The organism is uncultured Mailhella sp. (assembly GCF_944324995.1).
Taxonomy (GTDB): domain Bacteria; phylum Desulfobacterota; class Desulfovibrionia; order Desulfovibrionales; family Desulfovibrionaceae; genus Mailhella.
In genome coordinates, this window is the sequence record NZ_CALUYL010000001.1 from 164,633 (window position 1) to 189,167 (window position 24,535).

The window sequence follows — 24,535 nt, forward strand, 5'->3', positions numbered from 1 at the left end:
CAACCGGGAGAAAACATGAGCGAAGTGGTACGTTTTGGAGTTTCGCTGGAGCGCGACCTGCTCACGGCCTTTGACCGTCACAGCGAGCGCAAGGGGTTTGCCAACCGTTCAGAGGCGCTGCGTCACTGCATACGCCGCGAGCTGTCGGAAGAAATCGTTTCCGATCCCGACGCGCCCGTGGCCGGCGTGCTCACGCTGGTGTACGATCATCACGACAACGACCTGCCCGGCCGTCTCACCTCCCTGCAACACGAAGCGCACGGCCTGGTGCTCGCCACCATGCACGTGCATCTCGACGAACATCACTGTCTGGAAACCATGGCCCTGCGCGGGCCCGCCGCGGCCGTGAACGAACTGGCCGACAGGCTCCGCTCCTCGCGCGGCGTGCTGCAGAGCTCCTGCGCCCTCACCGCCATCGAAGCCGCGCCCGAGCACCATGTCTTCCACGACCATGCCCATAAATAAGGATCACGCATGAGCACAATTTCGGAATCCGGCGCGCCCCTCACGGACGTACAGAGCAGCCCCTCCAGCGTGGCGCTCGACATCGACCGCGTCGGCGTCAAGCATGTGGAACTGCCCCTGGTGGTGAAGGACAGAGACAAGGGCCGCCAGCACACCGTGGCCAGCGTCGACATGGGGGTCGATCTTCCGGCCGCCTACAAGGGCACGCACATGAGCCGCTTTGTGGAAGCCCTGGAAAACTGGCGCGAGGCCAGCGCCGAAGAGCTGGACTACACGTCCATGAAGCGCCTGCTTTCCGACGTGCTCACCCGCCTGAACGCCCACAGAGCCTACGCAAGATTCAGCTTTCCCTATTTCCGCACCCGCCGCGCGCCCGTTTCCGGGCAGGCCGCGCCCGTGCGCTATCGGTGCCGCCTCACCGGCGAACTGGAACAGGGACAGGAAGGCCCACGCTTCCTGCTGGAGCTCGAAGTGCCCGTGACCACCGTGTGCCCCTGCTCCAAGGCCATCAGCCGCGCCGGAGCCCACGGTCAGCGCGCCATGGTGCGCATGGGCATACGCATGAGCCGCTTCGAGTGGCTGGAAGGCTTCATCGACATTGCCGAGGAATCCGGTTCCGCGCCCATCTACACGCTGCTGAAAAGACCCGATGAAAAATTCGTGACCGAACAGGCCTACGACAACGCCCTCTTCGTGGAAGACGTGGTGCGCAACGTGGCCACCAAGCTCGAACAGCACGCCCACGTCACCTGGTTCCGCGTGGAAGTCGAAAGCGAGGAATCCATTCACGGCCACAACGCCTTTGCAAGCATAGAGCGCTCCGTAACCAGAGCCTGACACCTCTCTCCCGCAAAAAGACGCGGGGGAATTTTTTTGATTTTATTTTTTTAAAAAACGGACTATGCTCCCATAAAACGGCATTTCCACAACCTCTCCTCAACGAGGCGTCTCATGAGAACCTGTCACGCACACAAGTCAGCCGGCGGCGGTCTGATCCCGCCATGGCGTCGTCATGCGTCTGAAAGCGTTCTCCTTCTGCACGGCTTCTCCGTCCGGCAGCCCCGCTGAGGCTTCGTCGCCGATTTTCCTCCGGGCCCCTTCCGCCGACGGCCCGCCCCTTTCAGAAGCAGCGCCTTCTCTTCCGCCCCTTGTCCCGGTCTGCATCCGGGCTCTCCGGCAATATGCCGACACTTCCTTTTCCCCGAGTATCTACCGTGAGCGACTATCAGATCTTCATATACATCGCCATTGCCATTTATCTGCTTCTCATGCTCTACATCGGCCTCATCTGCGCCAAACGCAACAGCAACGCCCATGAATACTATCTGGGCGGCCGCAAAATGGGCCCCATCGTCACCGCCATGAGCGCGGAAGCCTCCGACATGTCCTCCTGGCTGCTCATGGGCCTGCCGGGACTCGCCCTGTTCACCGGCATCGCCGAACCCGGATGGACCGCCATCGGCCTGGCCATCGGCACCTATCTGAACTGGCTCATCGTGGCGCGCCGCCTGCGCGTGTACAGCGAAAAAATCCACGCCATCACCATTCCCGACTTCTTCGCCCGCCGCTTCCATGACTCCAGCAGTCTGCTCGTCGGCATCTCGGCGCTCATCATCGTCATCTTCTTCATTCCCTACACCGCCGCCGGTTTCGCTTCCTGCGGCAAGCTCTTCTCCACGCTCTGCGGCCTCGACTACGTCACGGGCATGCTCATCGGCACCGTGGTCATCGCAGGCTACACCATCCTCGGCGGATTCCTGGCCGCCTCCATGACCGACCTCGTGCAGTCCATCATCATGACGCTCGCGCTCTTCATCATCGTGGCCTTCGGCATCCACATGGCCGGAGGCTGGGACGCCGTGAAGGCCTCCGCCAGCCTCGAAGGCTACATCAGCCTCTCGCACGCCACCAACGTGGTGACCCACGAAATTTCGGAATACGGCACCCTCACCATCTTCTCCACCCTGGCCTGGGGCCTCGGCTACTTCGGCATGCCCCACATTCTGCTGCGCTTCATGGCCATCCGCGACGAAAACGAAATCGCCATCTCCCGCCGCATCGGCTCCACCTGGGTGGTCATCGCCATGGGCTGCGCCATCTTCATCGGCGTCATCGGCTACGCCATGATTCAGGCCGGAGCCCTCGCCCCCTACCAAACCGGCTCCGACGCCGAAACCATCATCATCAAGATCAGCAGCCTGCTGAGCTCCTTCGGCGTCGTGCCCGCGTTCATGGCCGGCCTCGTGCTCGCCGGCATTCTGGCCAGCACCATGTCCACGGCTTCCGGTCAGCTCCTCGCCGCTGCCTCCAGCGTGTCGGAAAACCTCTTCAAGGGCGTGTTCCACATCCAGATGACCGACCGCTCCACCATGCTTTCGGCCCGCGGCACCGTGCTCCTCATTTCCATCATCGGCACCGTCATCGCCTGCGATCCGGAAAGCTCCATCTTCCAGATCGTGTCCTTCGCCTGGGCGGGCTTCGGCGCGTCCTTCGGCCCGGTCATGCTCTTCGCCCTGTTCTGGCGGCGCTGCAACCGCTGGGGCGCGCTCTCCGGCATGGCCGCCGGCGGCGTCATGGTCTTTGTGTGGAAGTACCTCGTCAAGCCTCTCGGCGGCGTGTGGGGCATCTATGAACTGCTGCCCGCCTTCCTCGTGGCCTGCGCCGTCATCGTCGTGGTGAGCCTGCTCACCGCCAAGCCCGACGAGAACATGCTCAAGGACTTCGACGCCGTGAACAAAGCGAAATAACGATCCCCAAATCTGCATCAAGGAAGGGCCGCCGGATACATCCGACGGCCCTTCCTTTCGTTCTCCGGGCAAATTCTGCGGGAGCGCAACGCTCTGCCCGTCTCTTTCCTGTTTCGAGCGGAAACGCCCTCTCAGAGCGTTTTTCCGCCCTGCTCTTCTCCGGCGCCAAAACAGAAAGCCGACCCCCGGGAGCAGAGGTCGGCCGTCTGAGAAGGCGGGAGAAACGCCGATGCCCGCCGTGGTGCGGAGCCGTTTGCGCCTTGCGGCGCAGCGCCTGCTCCGGGCGCTCGGGCGGAGCGCGAACGCCCCGCCCGGACAGGATTCCTTATTCAGCGGCAAACTTTTCGCGCTGAACTCTCATGGCCTCGGCCTGCTCTTCCCAGCTGGAGAAGCCTGCCTGCTGGAGGGCGTCGAACACGGTGGCGTCCCAGTCCCAGGAGGCGTAGGTCACGGGCTTGTGGAACGTGCGGCGGAACTCGGCCAGCTTGTGACGGGCGTCGTGTTCAAACGGCGTGCTGAAGCAGGCGGAAAGCTCCTTGTGAAGGCGGCCAACCTCTTCGTCGTACCAGGCGCGGATGGCCGCAGGTTCCGTGAGCTTGGCGGCTTCCTCGTAGCCGTGCTTTTCCAGCAGCGCGCGCAGCTTGGCGGTATGCTGCCTGCCCAGCCACGCGCCGAGGCCGGACGTGGGAATGTTTTCCGCTTCCACGGCGGCGAAGTCGGCCTTGGTGCGCATGTAGGTGTCGGGCACCACGGAGGCGGACACTATGCCCGCAATGGCCACCATGCCGCGCAGAATGACGCTGTTGGCCACGCCCTGACCGCAGAAGCCCACCTTCTTGCAGAACTTCTGACCGGTGAAGATGGTGGTCAGAATGGCCCAGATGACGGCCGGATCCTCTTCGTCGTAAATGTGCGAGAGTTCCGCGTTGTCGCGGTCGGTGGCGAGCACCATCTGCGTCATGTCGTTGGAGCCGATGGAGAAGCCGTCGAACTCGCTGATGAACTGCCGCGCCAGAATGGCGTTGGAAGGAAGTTCCGACATGAGCAGAATCTTGAGTCCGTCTTCGCCGCTGCGCAGACCGTGAACGTCGGCCAGATAGGAGCGCATGGAGCGAGCCTGTTCCAGCGTGCGCACGAAGGGCAGCATGAGCATGAGGTTCGTGCCGCCGTAGAGCGTGCGGGCGCGCTTGAAGGCCTCGATTTCCCAGTCGTGAATGTCGCGGGAAACGCCGCGATAGCCGAGCATGGGGTTGTCTTCGTTGTGCTCGAACAGGCAGCCGCCGAGCAGGTTGCGGTATTCATTGCTCTTGAAGTCCGTGGTGCGGTACACGATGTCCTTGCCGTAGAAGGCCATGGCGAACAGGGCAAGGTTGCGGCCGAGCGTGCGGATGTAGTGATCGCGGCCGCTCACGTGGCCGTTGGTCACGATGAGCTGCTCAATCTTTTCCGGAATGCTGCGCACTTCCTCGATTTCCTTGCCGAGACGGGTGCGGGCGGCCACGCTGCGGCGTATGGAACCTATGCGCATGAGCACTTCCTGCACGAGCGGCTTCTTGGAAGCCGCGGCCATGGCGGCCTTCACGTCTTCCTCGGTCACGGTAGAACCGGGTTCGTCCGCGCCCATGACCACGCGGATGTGCGTGCGCAGATCGTCGGAGGTCTGAAGCACTTCACGATTCATTTCCGCGCGCTGCATGTACTCGGCCATGAGGGCTTCGGCGCGGGGCACGCTGGAGGTGTTGGCGTAAAGCGAAGCCATGTCCATGAGCTGCACCACGTAGGGCTTGAGCTGCACTTCGGCAAAGGGCGCGGGCACCTGACCCACGGCAATCTGCTCGGAAACGCGGCGGCTGACCTGATCTTCCAGTTCCGCGAGGCGGCGTTCCACAAAGCCTTCCAGGGTGCCGTTGTCGTAGGCTTCCAGGGCGGCGGGATGCGCGCCTATGTTGCCCAGCATGAATTCCGCGCGCAGCAGGCCCACTTCAAAGTCGGGCACGTCGCGCAGGCGGGAGAGGAACAGCGCCTGGTTCACGTCGGCCAGCACGATGCCCACATGCGTGCGGGTCTTGGGCAGTTTGGAAATGTCCAGTTCGCCGCCCACCTCGCACAGCGGCAGCAGGCCGCGATACACGAGGCCGCGCGTGCCGTCCACGGTGACGGGCATGCCGTCCATGGCGCGCATGGCCAGCGGATTCTGCACGCCGATGACCGCGGCAATGCCGAGTTCGCGGGAGCTGATGGCCGCATGGCTGGTGTCGCCGCCCACGTTGGCGATGATGGCGGAAGCCACGCGCATGCCGGGAACCATGTCGGGATCGGTGCGTTCGGCGGCAAGGATGTCGCCGGGATGGATGCGGTTCAGTTCCAGAGCGGAGCGCAGGAAGCGCACCGTGCCCTGACCTGCGCCGCGCGACGCGCCGTTGCCGGAAAGCAGCACTTCGCCCTTGGCCGCGGCGTCGGGCAGCACTTCCTTGCGGCGCATGAAAATGGTGTGGGGATGTTCGTCGAGTTCGGCGTTCCAGCGGGTTTCGGGTCGGGCCTGCACGAACCAGAGACGCTGCTTGTCGTCGATGCAGAACTCGGTGTCCATGATGATGCCGCCGTAGGCCTTGCTGATGGCGCGCACGCCGTGGGCCACTTCGATGGGCTGATTCTCGCCGAGCGCCCACTGATTCACTTCGTCCGCGGGCACGGGTTCGATGTGCGTGCCGTCGTCGCCTTCGTTGTACACCATGCGCACGGTCTTGCGGCCCATGAAGCGCAGCACCACGTCGGTGCCGTCGTCGCGCTGGAACACGTAGAACTTGTCGGGCGTGACCATGCCGCCCACGATGGATTCGCCGAGGCCGTAGCTGGAATCGATGCTCACAAGGTCGTTGCGGGAGGTGCCGCGGCAGCCGGTGGCGGTGTCGGCGGAGAAGGCGGTGCCGGCCACCACGGGGCGGATCATGCGCATGATGCACACCGAAAGAGCGGTGTTTTCAATGGCCCATTCCTTGCGGGCGTTTTCCGCAATGGAGGGATCGCCTTCCTTTTCGGCATGCGCCACGGCGTCGAGAATGGCCTCGCGACGATAGGTCATGGAGCGCAGATTGTAGGCCGAGGCGCAGTCCCAGAGATAGGCTTCGGCCACGGCGTCCTCGCCGGTGATGTTCAGGAAGGTGTCCTGCAGACCGGCGAAGGCCTTCTTGCGGGAATCCTCGCCCGCCGCGGACGAACGCACGGCCACGGGGAATTCACCCTCGCCGGCCTCGTCGCACATGTCGCGGTAGGCGCGGCGCACGGCCTCGTCCACTTCGGCGGGCAGGCTGATGGAAAGAATGGCGGCCTGCACCAGCATGGAGCGGCGGCGGAGCTGATCGATGTTCTCCTGCGATTCCGCAAAGCCGTGGACCACCTGGTTGATGAAGTCGCGCAGACAGGTGCTGGCGCTCTTGCCCGCGCCGCGTTCGCGGATTTCCGCGGCCGCCTTGCGCACGAAGGTACCGAAAAACGTGTGATCGGAAGCCACGGCGGGAGAAGCCCAGTCCACCCCGCCCATGGCCGTGTCCACCACCTCGTACACGAGGGATGCGTTCACGCGGCTCTCGTCGAGCACCACATGGAAGGCCGTGGCGGGAATGGCGCGGAACTGCGGCGTGCGTATGCCTTCCACGCGGCTGATGAGCGCGGTGTTGTAGTTTTTGCCGCCCACCAGCATTTCGGCGGATTCGCCCATGCGGACGATGTCCGCGCCGGTCATAATAAAACGGGAACCAGTTTCGTTCATGGTGTCCATGCTCATAAAGGCCTCTTGTCGTGTTTTCGGGGAAGCGCCCCGCTGACGTTCGGGATGGTTGCCGCTACGCTTCCAGATGGGAAGCCACAAGGCGGATCAGACGTCCGAGCTGATGAGTGAAGCCGGATTCGTTGTCGTACCAGACCACGATTTTGAGCATGGTCTTGTTCATGACCGTGGTGAAGGAGGCGTCGATGGTGCCGCCGTGGGTGTCGCCCACGTAGTCGATGGAGACCAGCGGCTCGTCGCAGTAGCCGAGCGCCTCGTAGAGCCAGGTTTCGGAAGCGTACTTGAGGGCGGCGTTGACTTCCTGCGCGGTGACTTCCGTCTTGAGTTCGCAGGTGAAGTCCACCAGCGAGACGTCGGGCGTGGGCACGCGCAGCGCGCCGCCGTTGAGCAGGCCCTTGAGTTCGGGAATGACCAGTCCCACGGCGGCCGCGGCGCCCGTGGTGGTGGGAATGATGGAAAGTCCCGCCGCGCGGCCGCGACGCAGATCCTTCTGCGTGCCGTCGAGCAGGCGCTGACTCATGGTGTAGGAATGGATGGTGGTCATGAGACCGTGCAGGATGCCGAATTCGTTGTGCAGCACCTTGACGGCCGGAGCCAGACAGTTGGTGGTGCAGGACGCGGCGGAAATGACGTCGTGTCTGGCCGGATCGTAGATGTCCTGATTCACGCCCATGACGATGGTGGCGTCGGCGTCGTTGCAGGGCGCGGAAATGATGACCTTCTTCGCGCCGCAGTTCATGTGCAGGGCCAGAAGGTCGCGCTTTTTGAGGGTGCCCGAGGTGTCCACCACGATATCGACGCCGTAGTCGCCCCACTTCCACTCGCCCTTGTCGCAGCGGGTGATGGCGATTTCGTGCCCGTCGAGGCGCAGACCGTTTTCCGTGGATTCCACCTTGCCGGGGAATCGGCCGTGAACGGAGTCATACTTGAGCAGGTACGCCATTTCCTCGTTGCTCGCGCGGTGACCGTTGATGACGGCCACTTCACACTGAGGGAACAGGTGCATGACACGAAGCAGATATCTGCCGATGCGCCCAAAACCGTTGATGCCAATCCTTATCATGAGGGAATCCTTTTTTTGACGGCCATGAGGCGACCTGACGCCTCTCCGACTTCCGGAGAGGTCTTGCGCGGCGGCCTTATGGAGCAACCTTACAGAAAACCCGTGACCGCAGCGCGGCAGAATCATGGCAGTTGCGTGACAGTATGTCCTGCCGCGGAGCGCTTAAAACAGAATCGACCCGGGACGGAAAGGAAGATCCCGGGTCGATTCCATCCGGCCTCCTGCGGGTGTGGAGCCGGTGCTGCCGCATGCTCCGTTGCCACAAGAAGCATGAGGCCCATTCTGTTCTCTGAGGTTTGGCTGTTCCCTCATGAAAAGGCATAGTAGAGAATCCGAGTGTCTGCCTTAGGGCAGTTATGTGTCAATTGTGTGACAGTCTTCTCTTTTTTATAAAAATGTGGCATTCTCCCCAAAAAAAGACTGCCGACAGTCTTCATTTCGCTGAATATTGGGGAAATCATGAGCGAAAGCCTCATTCTCGTCGTGGACGACGAACAGGACATACGCGATCTGCTGGTGTTCAATCTCAAACGCGAGGGCTACGCCACGCTGGAAGCGGCTGACGGCTGCACAGCTCTGGAACTGGCGCGATCCCGCAGACCCGCGCTCATTCTTCTGGACGTCATGCTGCCGCGCATGGACGGCCTTGCCGTCTGCCGCGAACTCGGCAAGGACAGAAGCACGGAACACATCCCCATCATCATGCTCACGGCCCGCGGCGACGACGTGGACCGCATTGTGGGCTTTGAACTCGGCGCCGACGACTACGTGGTCAAGCCCTTCAACACGCGGGAACTCATGCTGCGCATCCGGGCCATGCTGCGCCGGCGATCCGCCCAGGAAAACGACGATCCGCTGCTGCGCTGCGACGGCGTGTGTCTGGATCCGCAGGCCCACAAGGTCACCGTGAACGACAAACCCGTGGAGCTCACGGCCATTCAGTTCTGCCTGCTGCAGGATCTCATGCAGAATCCCGGCTGCGTGCGCTCCCGCGAGGAACTTCTCATTTCCGTGTGGGACTATCAGTTCGACGGCTACGACAGAACCGTGGACACCCACATCAAACGCCTGCGCGCCCGTCTCGGCGAAGCCGCCGACATCATCGAAACCGTGCGCGGCATCGGCTACCGCTGCAAGGGATAACGCATGAAAGCCCCGTCCATCGTTCCCAACCGGGAATCCTGCTTCACCGATCTCACGGCCGCCGACGACGCCCAGAACGACGCCTCGAAAAAACAGGAATCCTCCGCGTCGTTCGACAGCATTCTCGACAGCCTCGACGAAGGCGTGCTCATTCTGGACAAGCAGGGCGTCGTGCTCAAGGCCAATCCTTCGTTCTGCCAGCTCTTCACCACCAGCGCCGTGGGCATGCCCGCCTCCGCCGTGGTTCCCGGCTCCACCTTCCGGGAAATGCTCGACGCCTTCCTGCACGACTTTCTGCCCACGCCGCACGCCTCCCCCGCCTTTCGCATCACGCTGGAGAAGGACGTCATTCTCAGTGTGCGCATTACGCCGCTCAAAAACCGCGACAGCCTCTTCACCTGCGAAACCGCGCCCTACGCCGTGGTGGTGTTCCACAACATCAGCGATCTTGTGCGCATGAGCAGAAGACGCCGCGAATTCATGGGCGAGGTGGCGCACGAACTGCGCACGCCCCTGACGACCATCATAGGCTTTGCCGAAACCATACTCGATCTGCCTCCCCATCACACGGAAGACAGACAGAAGTTCACGAGCACCATTCTGCGCAACGCCCGTCACATGGCGCTGCTCGTGGAAGACATGCTGCGCCTCTCCAAGCTGGAAAGCGGAACCGTGCCCCTTCAGCTCACCTGCGTGCGCGCCGCCTTCGTGCTGGAAGACGCGCTCGACTCCTGCCTCCCCCATCTGGAGGCCAAAAATCTGACGACCGACATTCACATCGACCGGAGCATGAACATCCGGGCCGACGCCCACTACATCACGCAGGTGTTCCGCAATCTGCTGGAAAACGCCTGCCGCTACGCTCCGGAAGGCAGCGCCATCACCATTACGGGCGAGCCCTCGCCGTTTGAATCCATGGCCGTGTTCACGGTGTCCGATCAGGGGCCCGGCATTCCGGCCGAAGACTGCGAACGCATTTTCGAGCGCTTCTACCGCGTGGAAAAGGAACGGGTCTCGCCCTCATCCACCGGACTCGGCCTTGCCATCTGCAAGCACATCGTGGAAAGACACGGCGGCATGATCCGTGCCGAAAAGGGGCCCGGCGGCATGTTTCTCTTCACCGTGCCGCTGGCGCAGTAGCCTGCGCCCCCTTCCCGCGGGAAATGCCGTCCGCGGTGTTGACATCCCCCATGAAAACCCATAAAAAGAATGTCCGAAGCGCCAGCTTAGCTCAGTTGGTAGAGCAACTGATTCGTAATCAGTAGGTCTGGAGTTCAAGTCTCCAAGCTGGCTCCATAAAATTTTGGGCCTCCATGTTTCGGCATGGAGGCCCGTTTGTTTATAAAGAACATACCTTTCATTCATTACGACTGCCTGACCGCAGTCAGCAACGCTACGCCAGAGAAAAATGTTTCAGCGCAGCCTTCCCTCAGTTCTCTGCCACGACTGTCTTCGGCAAAATCAATTTCGGCTCTCCACGAGGCTCTCTGCCGCAACATGAACGACGTCAGGCATCTACGGCCTTTCTAAGCTCCTTGAACAAACTTCTCATGTCTTCGGGAAGATTCTCATAGGCCTTGTACGCCTTCTGCCGCCAAATGCGACGCTCCGATTCGGGAAGAACGTAGATCTCGCACCCGTTATCTTCCAGCTGCCTGATGAACTTCTCCGTTGACGTCTCCACAGCGGCATTAATGGCTTCACGATATGCACGGGCCGCCTCATTAAACAGGCACTTGTCTTCCTCGGCCAGTCCGTTCCACCAGTCGGCAGACGTAAATATGCTCGTGCATATATTGGTCTGATCGGTCAAAATAACATACTTTGTAACATATCAATTATAAAACACTCAACATAAAATAATAATTAAATAAAATAAAAATGGAGAGAAAATACCATATAAGCACGGCATTTTCCCTCCATTTATTTCTATTGATGAAAATGATTATATGGCAATCAATTCCATATCATGCCGACGTTAGAAATAACAATCTCCTGTCAAGGAAAGCACTTTATCGCGCCACTGCATCTGAACGCTTCCCTCTTTTTTCCACACCTGAAGGAACTTATTGTCCAGCAGCGGATTAGTAAACGTAAAATCGGAACGCTTGTGCAGGCCACGGGTTTCCTTGCGCTCCCGAGCAGCCCTCATGGTAATTTCACCACAATCCATAAGATCCAGCGTTTCCGCCATGCGCATCAGCGTATGAGAACAGGGCGTGCGCACCTGATTCAGCGTAATGTCGCGAAGCTGATCGAGATACTGGAGTCCTGCATCAAGCAGAGTTCTGGAACGCACCTTATCCGGTCCGGGAGGGGCATAATCAACCATGATCTGCTGCAAAGCCTGATTGGATTCCTTCCAGTCGGAGCCGGATTTTCTCTCATAAAACGCACTGTAGTACGCCATACGCTCCTGAAGCCATGCATCGTCAAGCTGTTCTTCCTGAGAAACCAGCCCGCGCTTCATGCAGGCTGCGCCGGCCTCTCTGCCGGCTATGCGGCCGTACACGGCAGCCCCGCCCATGTCTCCACGGAAATTGCCCACCGTATCGCCGGCGGCATACAGACCGGGCACATTGGACTGCGCATTAATATCGATCTGTACGCCCTTGCCCACAATATAAGGTTCATACTGACGGAACTCCACCAAGTGATGCGCAGGATTCACCCCGAGCTCATCCATATAATGAATGAGTGCCGTCAAACCTTCGCTTTTCATGCCTTCACGCATGAAAGCCAAATCCTCGGGCGTATCGGAAGTACAATCCATATAGGTAGGACCATGACCGTTCAGCATGAGCTCGGTAAAGGCCGAATTCCACACGTCGCCTGTAATATCGCCGACTTCGCGTGTGGCGTGCGTAACAAACGGCCCGAGCAGCTCGCCGTCACCTCTGCGATACACGCCAATCCAGGTGTTTTTCCCGCCCCGGGAGAAATAGCAAGGGCCGGCATGATGATTGGGCAGCTCCATATTGACGATTTTTGCTCCGACTCGCCAGGATTGGGCAATGGCGGCCGACGTGTTGGCAGGACAATCGCTGACGTTGAAAAGAATTCCCGGAGTCACTCGGGCCGGATACAGTCGGTTGCCGCAGCCGGCAGTGAAAATAACGCTGCGAGCCCTGATGAGCGTGAACGTCGGCTCCGGCTGAGATACATCGAGAGCCAGAGCTCCCGTCACGCCGCTGTCGTCGCAGGTAAGATCCAGCACGGAATGATGATTGAGAATATTCACGCCGACCTGTCTGGCTTTTTCCGTCAGCACGGCCTTCTGATTATGTCCGTCGTACTTCAAAAATATGCGCGGACGACCGGGAAACGCATGTCCCATGAAGGTCCAATCGTCATTGGCGATCTTCATGTTGATGCCCCAGCTGTGCCAGTCCTTCACCACTTCAAAGCTTTCATTGAAGAAACGTACGGCCAGCGGAATATCCATGTTCGCGCCGAACAGGGAATCCTTCAGCTCGTTCAATACGACATCCACACTGCCGTGCTTTTCGGGAATATAGCACAAGAAGTGATCATTACCGGAAGCTCCGGATCCGCTGCGGCGCGTATCGGCCTTTTCCACCACCATGACGCGGGCCCCGCTCCGTCTGGCCGACATGGACGCCATGAGCCCGGCAATACCGCCACCGATAATAAGAATATCCGTCTCCAAATTTTTCGTTACCGGAAGCATAGGTCACTCCTTATTTCGGCAGAAGTTTTGCAGCGTCAACATGAAGAAGCATGAAAGGAATCGGCATGCGCAGAGACACGGCGTGCTTCGGACAATCCAGCACACAGGAGTTGCAGTGCCAGCACTCGTCTGGAAACGCCACTTCCGGCATTTGCCTGGGAGAGTACCGAAATACGCCAAGCGGACATATGGAAGCACAAAGACCACAATGAATGCATTTTGTTTCGTCTATGACAGGAGGCATAGCAATCTCCGCAGATTATTTCATGATGGACGGCAGCCAAGTTGCGGTACCGGGAACGAAATAGACAATGGCAGTGAGAATTGTCATGGCAATGACAAACGGAATGGACGCAACAAACATCTTGCGCAGTGATATACCGGCGACCTCCTTGATCACAAAAAGGTTGATGCCGAAGGGCGGCGTAATGGTGGCCTGATTCAGAAGAATGACGAGAATGACGCCGAACCAGACAAGATCCCAATGAAACATCTTGGCTATGGGCAAAAACGTAGGCACGCAGACCAGCATGAGAGGCATGCTGGGCACAAAGCACCCGAGAATAAAAAGAATGCAGACTATGGCGAGCATGGTTACGCCTGGTCCTATGCCGGCAGAGGCGATGCTGCCCGCCAGCAGCGAAGGAATACGACTGAGCGCCATGAAGTATCCGAACACCGCCGCTCCGGTAAGAATGACGAAGCTCACGGCAATGAACTTGGCCGCTTCATTCAGCGCTTCATAAAACTTATGGAAGGTAAAATTGCGCAGGGCCAGTCCGCACAGCAGCGCACCTATGGCACCGATGGATCCACCTTCCGTAGCCGTGAACACGCCGCCGTAAATGCCGCCGATGACCAGTACGAACAGAACAATGATGGGAAAGGCGGAAATCAGAGCCGATATCCGTGCCGACAGGGGCTCCTTGGGCATGCGCGGAGCAAGAGAAGGATCACGATAAACCTTTATCCAGACGGCAAGGCAGAACAACGCCGTGCAGATAAGTCCCGGAATGGCGCCGGCCATGAACAGTTCCGCTACAGACTGCTCCGCCAGAACAGCATACATGATGAATTCGGTGGACGGAGGGATGAGAACGCCGATAACGCCGGAACAGGCCAACGTGCCCACCGCCAGCTTGTCCTCATAGCCCGATTCCCTCATCTCCGGCAGGGCAATAGCCGACATGGCGATGGATCCAGAAAGCGTATCGCCCACTACGGCGCCGAAAGCCGCGCACGCGCACACGCTGCCCTGCGCAAGCCCGCCCCGATAATGTCCGAGCCAGCGCCGGGCACATCGATACAAGCCTCTTCCCAGATCGCCGTAAAAACAAAAATAGCCCATCAGCATAAAGAACATGAGGGGCGACCACACATAATTGCCCGACGTATTGAACATCAGCTTGCCGTAAAAACCCAGCGTCGGGGTAAGCCCGCGAATCATACAGGAAAAGGTAAAGCCCGCCGCCATCAGCGAAAAGGCCACAGGCATGCCTGCCAGAAAAAGAACGAAAAGAAATACGATGCCTGCACAACCGACAGCAACGGCGCTCAGCTGCGGAATTTTGTGCGTGGCAAGCCAGAAGCAGACAACTACCGGCACTATGCCCAGGATCAGGGAAAAAAGCGCGCGTCCTCTGCCCTGCTGTATCGTACGAGCCAGCAAGGCGAGCCAATCGACGATAAGCGTGAGCGTCAGCGTGCCGAAGCCGAAAACAACAAACCAGATGCACGGCTTGATGGAAAAACCAAGCTGAGGCGTAATGTTCTTGGTCTGTATGGCAAATCGTGCCGCCGTGTACATGGACAGCATACACACGGCAACAGACCAGAACGTTGTGGAGCATTCCAGCAGCAATCTATTGTCATCGCTGAGGCTGCCGGTAACCACATCCATAACAACATGATTCTTGCAGCTCTGTACATAAGCTATGGATGAAAACACCACAAGAACCATAAGAAGACCCGTTATCTCAAACGTGGCAGACAGCGGACTATTGAAAAAATAGCGTAAAATGACATCCACGAAGGTCAGAACGACCATAATCATGAACACCAGCATACCGGCAAGAGAAAGCCCTTTGTTGAATCTGCGCAAAAACGATGCAGCAGTCTCGCAGGCAGAAAGGAAAGGGACGGTCTGAGATCCAGCAGACATGGACATCTCCAAAGCGAAGGTATGTGTCAGGAAGCCTTTTCCGAAAAAAGACTTCATCCTCCAACAGCACGTGTGGAAAAAGAACGGGGCGGTTTCGACACCGCCCCGGGCATCATTTAATTAATACCGATCAGCTTGACGTAGGGAGAATCGTTCCACCCCACTTCAGTGGATCTCTGAAGTTCACGAATACGATCGTATATTTTCTGACCGGGCAGTCCCGCCTCATTCAACGCCGCAACCCATGCCTTGTCCGCAGGCTCGAACCGGCGACGAACTTCTTCATATTCCTCGGCAGTGAGCAGATGCAGCTGTCCGCCGTATTTTTCCTTCCATTCCTTGATGTACATGAGTTCAAATTGACGGTACTTATCAAAAAGATCATCGGTGAACTGACCGCACATGTCGTCTATGACTTTCTTGAGATCGTCGGGAAGGTTGTCATAGGTGTCCTGACTCATGGCTCCAAACACCGAAGCGCCGAGCATGTTGATGCAGGTCAGGTGCTTGATCATGTCTGCATATCGCCAGCTGATGAGCATGGAACTGTTGGTAAGCACGCCATCAACAATGCCGGACTGCAGCGCCATATAGATATCCGGGGGAGCCATGGGCACAGGCACGGCGTCCAGCGCCTTGATGCGCTCAGACGTAATGGGACCGCCCCAGGTGGCTATCTTCAGTCCCTTGAAATCCGAAAGCCTGGTCACAGGCTTCTTGGTGCCTATGACATGCTCCGAGTTCATATCATAGGTGAACAGAAGCTTCGCTCCGGAAAACTCATCCATAACCTGGGGAAATTCCTTCTGAATGGTCCGCATGATGCTGGTTCCCTGCGTGAGTGCCAGCGCCGGATCCGCTACTTCCCAAGTGCGCTCGTGATAAGGAAACTGCCCATGAGAATTACCCAGCACCGTTTCAGTGAAATCGGCCAGACCTTCCTTCACCGTATTGAAGCATTCGGACATGGGACTGAGCGCTCCGGCAAAATAGGGCTCAATATGAATTCGACCGCCTGAACGCTTTTCCAGCTCTTCCACCCACGGTTTAAGAAACTCCGTCCACTGGGAATTGGTAGAAGTAACGGGAAGATTGAACGACAGGTCATACTCTGCCGCCGGCGCATATTGCGGAGTGCCTAGCATTGCGGCCATACCCAGGGCAGAAAGAAGAACTTTTCTCATGCCATCTCCTCCTTATCGCTGCTTCCAAAACAGCACATTTCTTTCCACCAATTTGTGAAGCAAAAAACATGCCAAGTTTTTTAGCCATCTAATTCAATGGGATACAGACATAAAAGAGACATATATTGCAATTTCGCTAGTGCGTATGCTATGAAAATACTCACATCAAAGAAAATTTTCACATATTCACTTATAACGTACCGACACAAAATGGAAAAACGATGAAAAGAGCAAGACCGGTCCGCATCAGACAGGAAAACACCTACTGGGATGACATCGGCAGCGCACTGTGCGAAGTCTACAGCGTCTATGGTCTGGAAAGAGCCATCTTTTTTCTCCGTACCGCACTCGCGCCCCGCATTCCCATCTCTCAGATCAACATCATTTCCCTCTCCACGGACATGCGGGTGCTTACCCCTGTATGCAGTACCAATCCCGACTGTTCCGTACACAGAGAAATTACTCCCTCTGGACGAAAACTTCGCTATCTCTTTCCAGACTCCCCCATCAACGATGTTCTTGTACAAAATGATATTTCCGACAATATTCGCGATTTCAAACACTACTTTTCGGAAAAGGGAACCTGCTTTATTGGCCAGGAATCCCTGCTCCGCATACCGTTTTACAGTAAAGACAATGTAACATATCTCATTCACTTCTGGTCAAAAACACCCAGAACATTCACCAGTCAGCGCATTGCCGCCATTCAGCGGGTGCTGCTTCCCTTTTCGGAGCTTCTCTGGCAGGAAGGCTTTGAATTTCACGAAAAAATGCTCGCAGAAGAAGCGGCCGGAACCAAAACGCCCGGCTACGATCTGCTCTGTCGCTGCACGGATCTGACCGACGTGCTGAAAAAAATCGTACGTGTAGCCCCGAGCGACATTCCCGTTCTTATTGATGGAGAAACCGGAGTGGGCAAGGAAAGCGTGGCCGATGCCCTGCACGAGCTTTCCAACCGCAAAACCGGTCCGCTTATCAAGGTCAACTGCGGAGCCATTTCCGAAAATCTTATCGACAGTGAACTCTTCGGACATGAAAAAGGCGCTTTTACCGGCGCCATCAGCATGCACTACGGTTACTTTGAACAAGCCGACAAAGGCACCATTTTTTTGGACGAAATAGGAGAGCTTCCGCTGGCTGCCCAGGTAAAGCTTCTGCGGGTTCTGGACAATCACACCTTCCAAAGGGTAGGCAGCTCCAAAATTCAGCACACGGACGTCCGGCTCCTTGCCGCCACCAACAGGAACCTGGAAGAAATGGTGCGACAGGGCAAATTTCGGCAGGATCTGTACTATCGCCTTGCGGTATATCCCATCCATGTGCCTCCGCTTCGGGAACGACGCGAAGACATTCTCTCTCTTGTAGAGTATCTCGTACAGAAAACGGCCGTTAATCTGAACAAATGCGTATCCGGCTCGCTGACGGAACGCGATATTGCCCCATTTTATCAGTACAGCTGGCCCGGCAATGTCCGCGAACTGAAAAATACCGTGGAAAGAGCCATGATAGACTATGTCAGCGGCAATAATCTGGCCGAGGCCTTTCAATCGGTACAACTTGGTGGACACCTCGACCCCAGGGGAAACACCTTCTGCCCGCCTCCCGGCTGGCCCACATTGTCAGAACTGGAAGAAAGTTACATTTCCGCAGTGCTTAACCATGTTCACGGCAAAATGACGGGAGCCAACAGCGCATGCAGCATTCTGGGCATCCATTATACTACCCTGCGGGCCCATATACGAAAACTGTCCGCCAGCAGCAAGCCACAGGGAGCATAACCCTCGCAGCTCGTGAAACACCGGTGTTTTTTAGAGCCGGATGCCGACGTGCTGTGCCTCTCTGCAGGCTGTGTCCTCGACAGACGCTGCAGGAAGCACATTTGAGCACCGCACGCTTTGTAGAAAGTTTCTCATTCTGCCGGATCAAATACGACACAAAAAGGCTCCTTTGTGTGACAACTCGTTTTGCATAACGAATATACACACAAAGGAGCCCCAAAAGCCGGTGCGAAAATTAACGTTAGAACGACGCGCACTTCATTTGTACACCGACAAACAGATGGCTGCAGGAAAGTGCGCCACAGTCACTCTGCAAATATACAATTTCCGACGAAAAGACACGAACAGCAAGACAGATTCCGGCGTTCTGATTCAGCTCCACAGGCTTGAAGACGTCGAAAATTACAGTCATTCTCCCGCGCAGTCAGCAGGATGCACCTCGTCGATCAAGCTTCGCAGCGGCACAACGATCATGCATCTGCCCTCACTGAGGGATATCCTGCCTTTCAGATCGGATTGTTACCGGACGGCACGAACGTCGTCAGGCCTTGTTCTGAGAAGGCTTGTCATCCTTCTTGTCGTCAGACAGGAGCGCGGCCTCCCACATTTCCTGATAGTACATGCAGGTGCCGGGATTCCAGGCCGTAGCCGTGGCGTGATCGTAACTTTCCGTAATGGGCCAGTCCGTATGAGGACGCAGTGCCTCTTCAAAGGAAGGCGCTTCCACTATGCCGTCATATTCCAGATTGAGCGTATAGTTCGGGCCCTTAAGATAACGCAGATGATAGCGAGGCATAACTCACTCCAAACAAGTGCCGGAAAGAGAACAGTTCTCTTTCCGGCACAAGAATCATTCGTTCAGTAAACGGCTTAGTGCGTCGTCATCACGAACTTGCTGATGAGGAACAGCACGACCAGCAGGGTGACGCCAAGACCCCAGCTCCAGTGAATGAGCTTGAGTTCGGTTTCATCCAGAGGCTCATACTCCATATTCTTTATTTCTTCATGGAGTTTAACTTCTTTATCTTCCATTTTATGCTCCTTTATAAGAATAGACTAGGCACCGACGATGGGCGGGGTCATGCCATGGAAGAAAGCATAGGAAATGAACAGACCGACCCAGATGATGAAGCCGAACAGGCACACAATGTACACGATGGCGAGGCGGCCGATGCCTTCTTCCTTCAGCTTGCGGAAGTTGGAAACCATGCCGATGCTGAAGAAGGTGAGCAGGAAGAAGATGGTGCGGAAGCCGTTGATGGCGCCGGACATGGCACCGCCCAGCTTGTGCATTTCAGAAGAAGAGAGGCACATGATGAGCAGGATGAGGAAGGTGCCGAGGTAGCCGAGCACGAAACGGGGGAAGCGGTCCATCACGTCGCCCCAGCTCATGGTGCGTTCGCCGTTGGTCTTGTCGAACTTGGCAGTCCACACGTAGGCGAGCACGAGGGCCCACACGCCGATGAACATATCGATGAAGATCTTGACGGTGGTGGTCACCATCACGATCCAGCCGGGTTCGTACTGCGTGCCGAGACCGGCAACCTTGGCGAGGATCAGAGCTTCGGTGATGGCACCGGAAGCGATAGCGCCGCCGTCGGACTTAACGGCCAGACCCATCCAGCCGCCGGCCACCATGGGTTCGCTGTACAGGAAGTGCTGAGCGAGGAAGGGCAGAACCAGCATTTCAATGCAGGTGAACACAACGACCAGGGAAGAAACCATGATCGGAACCACAGGCCTGGCACGGATGGCGCCACCGGTGGCGATAGCGGCGGACACACCGCAGATGGAGATGCCGGAAGCCAGAGGAGCAGCCCATTCCTTGTTGAACTTGAAGTACTTACGAGCGACGTAGTAAACCACGGCCCAGTAGAGCAGGTAAGCTTCAACAATGGCGCAGAGGCCTCGGAAGATGACGTGACCGGCGAAACCGGCGGCATCGGCAGCCTTCACGCCGAGTTCGGCGCCCAGGATAACGATGGCGATCTTCACGAACAATTCGGGGCGGCAGGCTTCACGCACGCTGTCGGTGAAACCGGGAGCCAGGTTGCCGATGAGGATACCGGCAATCAGAGCGCAGATAAGACCGGCTTCAGTGCTGAGGCCCAGAGCCCACGGAATGCCCATCTTGGCGAGTTCGGTGGGGTTGGCGGCGATGTAGGCGTTGGCGCCCACGGTGTAGCAGGCGATGGCGATGAAGAAGATCAGCGTGAAGGAACCGACAAAGCGCTTCACATTGCCTCTCATGAGCTTCACGCCCACGGAGAGAACCGCAGTGATGAAGACGTACGTGATAAGCAGCGCAGCCCAGCCGGGCACGAGTCCCTTCGTCGCCGAAGACAAACCGTCAAAGGGGTTGCTCACCCACATTCCGACCTTGAGGGTCCAGCCCAGAATATCCAGGCCGATCAGTTTGCCCAGTGCCAGCACGAAGATGAATAACCCGCATACGAGGGCTACTTTGTCTTCGTTGAAAGCAGCTTTCGTTGACATATAAACTCCCCTGTTAAAAAGATAATTTGCGTTGCGACACCCGCAACCGGCACTCAAAATAATATTATTCAAAAAAAGTTCAACAAGTTTATTTTTCTCGGATATTTTTTGACCATTGCTGTTTTTACTAAATAATTAGTGATAGTTACAATTAAAAACTCAAAAAAAAGCCTCTTTTCGCCATGTGCCTGATAGAGCAAGCTCAACAGAACGAGCTTTTCTTTTTTTTTCTTTTTAATTCAAGATATTAAATGGAGAGTTCTTTTTGTGCCATTTCATTTCCGAAAAAAATATTTTTTCTCAAAAAAAAATTTTTCAGTGCCGTAGGAGTTCTTCCCGTCAGAACACGGGCAACACACAGGCGGATAAGCAACAATTATATAATTTCATTATCATTTTATTGAAGCTTTCGGATATGAAGCGCTCCAGAGATGAAAATTTCCGCTCGAAGTCGTCCCAAAAGGACATCTTTTCAGCACGCGACGCCAAAAAACGGAAAATCCGCCTCAAAATTTTTAAAAGCACAGCTTTTTCACCTGGTTGTCTCTATTTTTTCATATGACGCCGCATTTCGGCGTCTTTTTGCCCCCTTTCCTCTCCTTCTTCAGAAGATTCGAGAAGTCTTTTGGCTTTTCCTCGTTTGAAGAAAACTTTTTCCCCAGACCGAGCGGCCTCCGCTCCAGCATTAACTTACTAAAAAATCAAGTAAATTTATGTATTCCTCAAACTGACGGCTCAGCAGTGCGCCTGTACAAGCTTCGCAATAATACAGGCGGAGTCCGCCGCCTGTGCGACAAACTCCGCCCGATCTGCATTGTCAATTCATCATGAAACATTATCTTTTAAATATTTTGCCAGATTTACAATCATGTCTATTTGTTCTTTGGACAAATTTCGTATTTCCCGACCGATGTCGCTTCTGTCGTTTTCATTTTTATCATGCCTCGAGATATTATACTTTTTTATTTTATAATACAGTGTACTCCTCGGAATGTTCAATTCCTGAACGGCATTTTTTATATTCCATCCATTTTTCTCAAGAACATCAAGAATATGTTCACGCTCGTTATGTACTTTTATAGAATTTTTATGTCGCAAACTGCTTTCTTTGATCACACTCGGCAAATCTGAGGCAGAGATCACCGGCCCTGAGGTCAAGTATACGGCACGCTCCATAACGTTCTCAAGCTCTCGAATATTTCCAGGCCAGGAATAGTCATTGAGCATCTGCACAGCTTCCTGCGAAAGTCCCTCCACATGTTTTCCCGCCTGCTGCGAGCTCTTTCTGATGAAATATCGCGCCAGAACTTCAATATCGCCGGTTCGATCGCGCAGCGGCGGCAGACTGATGGGAAACACGTTCAGGCGGTAATACAGATCCTCCCGGAACCGATGCTCCCGAATAAGCTGCAGAAGATCCCGATTGGTGGCCGCAATCACGCGCACGTCCACGATTCTCGCCGTCTTGCCCCCTATGCGCATCACCTCCCGACTCTGAAGCAGACGCAGCAGATTGACCTGCACGTCCATGGGCATTTCGCCTATTTCATCAAGAAAAATGGTTCCTTCGTCAGCGAGTTCAAATTTGCCCGGCTTGCCGTGCCTGCTTGCTCCGGTAAACGAGCCCTCCGTATAGCCAAAAAGCTCGCTCTGTATGAGCTCCCTAGGCAACGCGCCGCAGTTGACTACCACAAAAGGTTTTCCGGCGCGTCTGCTTGCATTGTGAATGGCCTGCGCAAACAACTCCTTGCCGGTTCCGCTCTCTCCCAAAAGAAGCACCGTGGAGTTGGACGGTGCTATGCGCCTGGCGCTGTTGAGCGTCTGTTCAATATTGGCCGAATTGCCGAGGATATCTTTAAACTGAAATGTCGGCTTCATTCCGGTCATCCGATTGGCAAAATCGCGCATCCTTCCCATTTCCTTCAGGGTTATCAGCATGCTCCCCGACGATTTGTTGAGCGCGCCGGACATCACGCAGGGAAGGGAAACGTTGTCAATGCGCTGAATCAGCGTAGTGTCCACATCATTGAAAGGCGTTCCTTCATCCAGAAACGCCCGCGTGCTTCTGCTGAACTCTATGACGTCCGTCACCAGACTGCCCACAGGCGTACTCTTTAGTTTCAATAATTTCAGTGCATTACTGTTCATAGTTCGGATATTTTTTGAAGCGTCGAGCGCAATGATGCCCTCTTCCAGAAGTTCGATGAGGGTGTGCTGTTCCTCAAGCAGCTCGCGCAGATGCATCTGCTGGGAAATGGCGTACACGGCCGTGCCCAGCATGCCCGATGTATGAGAATGAAAGCTTTCTGCGGCGGTGGTCACGCCCAAAATGCCGATCACATCGTGATTATGACCGAAAATAGGCGCCGCCGAACACACCAGACCATGATGATACCGGCAGTAATGTTCCGCGCCGAATATCTCTATCTGTCGCTTTTCTTCCAGACATGTGCCTATGCCGATGGTGCCCAGATACTCTTCCCGAGAAAACATTCCGGGCACGTGCAACTCCGAGTCCTCGGGCAGCACTCTCAGAACCATGCCCATGCTGTTGGCCAGCACCATGGTGGTCATGGTGCCGGAGATCATGGAAAAAATTTTTTCCATGATGACCCGTGAAGACTCAATGAGGGGGGCATTGAGCACTGTCTGCTCCCTGAGCTGCGCAGGCGAGGCAACCTTGCTCACAGGCTTGAGAGGGTCCACCCCGTACTGACGGCAGCGCTGCCAGGAACGATAAATGAACTCCCGTATGATGGTTCGATCGACGTCCTTTCCTTTCTGAAAATTTTCCCATTGTTCATAAATTCGCTGACTGTTTCTCAGGCTTGCTGCGGCAAATGTCATACGCTTCCCCATTACGTGAAATATTACACCGATCGGACATTAAATAGTTTGGACAAATTCTGGATATTTTTATAATGTGTGTCAACAAAAGTAAAAAATAATAAAAAATATTAATTAAATTAAGGTAAATAATAAAAATTCACAGTTGGACTATTATTTGGACAAATATCCAATTTTTTACCAGATCCCGTCGTCCAGGCGTCCAAAAAACGCCGTCAACCACAGGAAGAAAAAAGTGTAAAAATAATAAAAACAACATATTATGATATAGTATGCTATACTGTGATTTTTGGCACGGAACTTGCAACTTTTCAAGTAGACAAACAACCCTTTTTCAAGGAGATGCCTTATGGCCATCATTGATTGCCGGTTCCGCCCGCTCACTCCGGAATTTCTGTGGTACATCGAACCCGAACCTGCGAACTTCTGGGTAACCCAGACCCGTCCGCTCAAGCCGGAGCCTCTGGAAACCACCATGAAGTTCTTTAAAAAGATGGGCATTACCGGCGCAGTGTGCTCGGGACGCGATCTGCGCTCCGTAGGCGGCCCCTACGTTTCCAATGAATACATCTCCGGCCTCATGAAGCAGTATCCCGTGTTCATCGGCGTTGCCGGCGCCGATCCTCTGGGCGAGAACGTGCAGGCCGACATTGAGCATTCCATCAAGGATCTCGGCCTCAAGGGCGTTTCCGTCGATCCGTTTGCTCTCAAGACCACTGCCGACGACAAGCGTTTCTATCCTATTTATGAAAAGTGCGCGGAACTGAATGTGCCCGTCATCATTACCATCGGTCCTCTGCCGATCCGCGGCGGTTCCTACATGGAATGGGGCAGCCCGCTGCCCGTCGATCACATCTGCGCCGACCTTCCCGACCTCAAGGTGCTGCTTTCCCACGCCGGTTTCCCGTGGACGCAGGAACTCATCGCCATGGTGTGGCGTCATGAAAATCTGTACATCGAGAGCTCCATCTATCGTCATCTGCCCGGCGCAAACCTCCTGGTTGAAGCCGTCAATACCTGCATCAGCGACAAGATGTGCTACGCCTCGGCCTATCCCTACGCCGACTACAGCCAGGCTCTGCCCAAGTTCCTGGCCATGGGATACGATCCCATCGTGCTTCCCAAGATCCTGCATGAAAACGCCGAACGCCTGTTCGGTCTGAATTAGTAGTC

General features: G+C 56.1%; 17 protein-coding genes, 1 tRNA gene and 1 pseudogene. 8 read left to right on the forward strand and 11 right to left on the reverse strand.

Going from position 1 to position 24,535, the window contains the following annotated elements; genetic code table 11:
• Nucleotides 1–15 precede the first annotated feature (15 nt).
• The 3 genes from nikR to Q0K02_RS00735 all read left to right on the forward strand — a co-directional run bounded on the left by nikR (nt 16) and on the right by Q0K02_RS00735 (nt 3,212).
• Nucleotides 16–465 carry a nickel-responsive transcriptional regulator NikR gene (nikR, locus tag Q0K02_RS00725; protein WP_294484032.1) on the forward strand — a complete coding sequence of 150 codons (450 nt, stop codon included), beginning with the start codon at nt 16–18 and terminating at the stop codon, nt 463–465.
• Nucleotides 466–474: 9 nt separating this feature from the next.
• A complete protein-coding gene (folE2, locus tag Q0K02_RS00730; protein ID WP_294484034.1) occupies nt 475–1,302 on the forward strand; it encodes a GTP cyclohydrolase FolE2 in 828 nt (275 codons plus the stop codon).
• 377 nt (nt 1,303–1,679) lie between these two features.
• On the forward strand, nt 1,680–3,212 hold the full coding sequence (locus Q0K02_RS00735; RefSeq protein WP_294484036.1) for a sodium/proline symporter: 1,533 nt from the start codon (nt 1,680–1,682) through the stop codon (nt 3,210–3,212).
• A gap of 325 nt (nt 3,213–3,537) precedes the next feature.
• Here the strand turns inward: Q0K02_RS00735 and Q0K02_RS00740 are convergent, their stop codons facing one another.
• Both Q0K02_RS00740 and gap read right to left on the reverse strand, forming a co-directional pair.
• Entirely contained in the window at nt 3,538–6,996 is a 3,459-nt protein-coding gene (locus tag Q0K02_RS00740) for a PEP/pyruvate-binding domain-containing protein (RefSeq protein ID WP_294484038.1), read from the reverse strand.
• 58 nt (nt 6,997–7,054) lie between these two features.
• A complete protein-coding gene (gene gap / locus Q0K02_RS00745) occupies nt 7,055–8,062 on the reverse strand; it encodes a type I glyceraldehyde-3-phosphate dehydrogenase (RefSeq protein ID WP_294484040.1) in 1,008 nt (335 codons plus the stop codon).
• Nucleotides 8,063–8,521: 459 nt separating this feature from the next.
• Between gap and Q0K02_RS00750 the strand changes: the two genes are divergently transcribed.
• The 3 genes from Q0K02_RS00750 (at nt 8,522) to Q0K02_RS00760 (ending at nt 10,501) form a co-directional block, all read left to right on the forward strand.
• Nucleotides 8,522–9,205 (forward strand): response regulator transcription factor, encoded by a 684-nt coding sequence (locus Q0K02_RS00750; protein ID WP_294484042.1) that lies wholly within the window; start codon nt 8,522–8,524, stop codon nt 9,203–9,205.
• 3 nt (nt 9,206–9,208) lie between these two features.
• Complete coding sequence (locus Q0K02_RS00755; protein WP_294484044.1) at nt 9,209–10,345, forward strand: ATP-binding protein; 1,137 nt, start codon at nt 9,209–9,211, stop codon at nt 10,343–10,345.
• Nucleotides 10,346–10,425: 80 nt separating this feature from the next.
• Nucleotides 10,426–10,501, forward strand: a tRNA-Thr gene (locus Q0K02_RS00760).
• A 211-nt stretch (nt 10,502–10,712) separates the two neighbouring features.
• Here the strand turns inward: Q0K02_RS00760 and Q0K02_RS00765 are convergent.
• The 5 genes and pseudogenes from Q0K02_RS00765 to dctP form a co-directional block, all read right to left on the reverse strand.
• A pseudogene (locus Q0K02_RS00765) lies at nt 10,713–11,024 on the reverse strand (hypothetical protein); the annotation flags it as partial.
• 159 nt (nt 11,025–11,183) lie between these two features.
• Nucleotides 11,184–12,896: an FAD-dependent oxidoreductase gene (locus Q0K02_RS00770; RefSeq protein ID WP_294484045.1), complete on the reverse strand. Its 1,713-nt coding sequence runs from the start codon at nt 12,894–12,896 to the stop codon at nt 11,184–11,186.
• Nucleotides 12,897–12,906: 10 nt separating this feature from the next.
• Nucleotides 12,907–13,140 carry a ferredoxin family protein gene (locus Q0K02_RS00775; RefSeq protein ID WP_294484049.1) on the reverse strand — a complete coding sequence of 78 codons (234 nt, stop codon included), beginning with the start codon at nt 13,138–13,140 and terminating at the stop codon, nt 12,907–12,909.
• A gap of 15 nt (nt 13,141–13,155) precedes the next feature.
• Nucleotides 13,156–15,057: a TRAP transporter large permease subunit gene (locus Q0K02_RS00780; protein ID WP_294484050.1), complete on the reverse strand. Its 1,902-nt coding sequence runs from the start codon at nt 15,055–15,057 to the stop codon at nt 13,156–13,158.
• A 116-nt stretch (nt 15,058–15,173) separates the two neighbouring features.
• Nucleotides 15,174–16,241 carry a TRAP transporter substrate-binding protein DctP gene (gene dctP / locus Q0K02_RS00785; protein ID WP_294484051.1) on the reverse strand — a complete coding sequence of 356 codons (1,068 nt, stop codon included), beginning with the start codon at nt 16,239–16,241 and terminating at the stop codon, nt 15,174–15,176.
• 221 nt (nt 16,242–16,462) lie between these two features.
• Here dctP and Q0K02_RS00790 point away from each other — a divergent pair, with 221 nt between their 5' ends.
• Entirely contained in the window at nt 16,463–18,019 is a 1,557-nt protein-coding gene (locus Q0K02_RS00790) for a sigma-54 dependent transcriptional regulator (RefSeq protein ID WP_294484052.1), read from the forward strand.
• A 541-nt stretch (nt 18,020–18,560) separates the two neighbouring features.
• On the opposite strand, the gene Q0K02_RS00795 is transcribed toward Q0K02_RS00790, so the two are convergent.
• From Q0K02_RS00795 to Q0K02_RS00810, 4 genes are all read right to left on the reverse strand, one after another.
• Nucleotides 18,561–18,815, reverse strand: coding sequence for a hypothetical protein (locus Q0K02_RS00795; protein WP_294484054.1), 255 nt, complete (start codon nt 18,813–18,815; stop codon nt 18,561–18,563).
• 74 nt (nt 18,816–18,889) lie between these two features.
• The gene (locus Q0K02_RS00800) at nt 18,890–19,051 is read right to left on the reverse strand and encodes a bacteriocin-type signal sequence (RefSeq protein WP_294484055.1); all 162 of its coding nucleotides are present in this window, start codon (nt 19,049–19,051) and stop codon (nt 18,890–18,892) included.
• A gap of 24 nt (nt 19,052–19,075) precedes the next feature.
• Nucleotides 19,076–20,515, reverse strand: coding sequence for a putative sulfate exporter family transporter (locus tag Q0K02_RS00805; protein WP_294484056.1), 1,440 nt, complete (start codon nt 20,513–20,515; stop codon nt 19,076–19,078).
• Between the two features lie 825 nt (nt 20,516–21,340).
• Nucleotides 21,341–23,362: a sigma 54-interacting transcriptional regulator gene (locus Q0K02_RS00810; RefSeq protein ID WP_294484057.1), complete on the reverse strand. Its 2,022-nt coding sequence runs from the start codon at nt 23,360–23,362 to the stop codon at nt 21,341–21,343.
• Between the two features lie 349 nt (nt 23,363–23,711).
• Between Q0K02_RS00810 and Q0K02_RS00815 the strand changes: the two genes are divergently transcribed.
• Nucleotides 23,712–24,530: an amidohydrolase family protein gene (locus Q0K02_RS00815; RefSeq protein ID WP_294484058.1), complete on the forward strand. Its 819-nt coding sequence runs from the start codon at nt 23,712–23,714 to the stop codon at nt 24,528–24,530.
• Nucleotides 24,531–24,535 lie beyond the last annotated feature (5 nt).